1 protein-coding gene is annotated in these 1124 nt (G+C 47.2%); it reads right to left on the bottom strand.

The features are described 5' to 3' along the window. Positions 1–476: reverse transcriptase domain-containing protein (locus FCV43_RS19695; protein WP_240697196.1), on the bottom strand; the 476-nt coding region annotated here is incomplete at its 3' end. Between the last annotated feature and the right edge of the window lie 648 nt (positions 477–1124).

Genomic DNA, 1124 nt, shown 5'->3' with positions numbered 1-1124 from the left:
CTACCTTGAAAAACACCGGTATCCCGTACTTGCAGTACCGCTTGTTTGGTATTTCTGTTCGGCCTAAAGCCAAAGCTGTTAGTCGAAAAGAATGGGTCAAACAGAGGCGTGAGTATTTGAGCAATGGCTTGTTGTATTACTCGGTCAATAACGGTAGGGATCCCCAATTTTCGTTTACCGCCATCGGGTTTATCGATCTCTACACGTCTGACCGCTGAGGGTTGATATTCACCAGATTCTAGTTGAGATTTACATTGCTGCCAGCCCCCTTGTTGCAGCCAAGGAGGGAAGGAATCAATGGTCATGCCATCTATACCTGCCGCACCTTTGTTGGCTTTAACTTGACGCCATGCACGCTGTAAATTCTCAGGTTGGAGTAATTGAGTGAATAGATCGCTGTTGAAAGATGGTTGCCTATCATTACGCTGTTGATAGTAATCGCCTGTCGGCGTAGTGGGTATCGACAAGTTTGACAAGACTCCTCCTTCTTCTAAATGTTCAGGCCTTCACCTTGTCCCAACCATTACGATGGGCGTTTGGCTACTATGCCGTCTGCTGACTTCTGCTTAATCACTTAACGAGTTACCTCGTAAAGAGCTATCGTTGTTCATCGGTTTCGCTCGCGTAAGTTGATGATACTCACGCGCCAGGCCAGTTGAACCAGCGGCCAAGCTGGTAAGGTTAACGATCGCCTGTTAAGCAGATCTCCCCAGATAAGGACATGAACTTTCACTGCGCAACTGCATCATTTACGGTGGTCATTAAATCACTTGGCTTCGTCGTCTTGTGCCAACTCGCCTCTGACCTACGCCTAGTATGATGTTCTTGTTCATCACCTCGCAGTTTTGCCAGCGGCTTCCTTCAGACCGTTCCTCGCGGAAAAGCCCTTGCCATTTGCTAGTAGTTAACATTTAATATCAACAAGTTGAATATTGAATGGTGATTTTCCTACAGAGGACTTTCACCTCATTAGTTCATGCCCATGCTGGGCGTACACAAACAATTTAAGCTGACAGCCAACGCGTGGCATTTTCAGTTCCAAACAGTTTGGGTGTAATCGGCGCGTTGCTTTAGGTTCGGGTTTGCGTTGGTCTGCAACTTAATTGGGCGCTGACGGATCCCCT

The sequence above is a fragment of the Vibrio genomosp. F6 genome, assembly GCF_005146325.1.
GTDB lineage: Bacteria > Pseudomonadota > Gammaproteobacteria > Enterobacterales > Vibrionaceae > Vibrio > Vibrio cortegadensis.
This window is presented reverse-complemented; position numbering and strand designations above follow the sequence as displayed.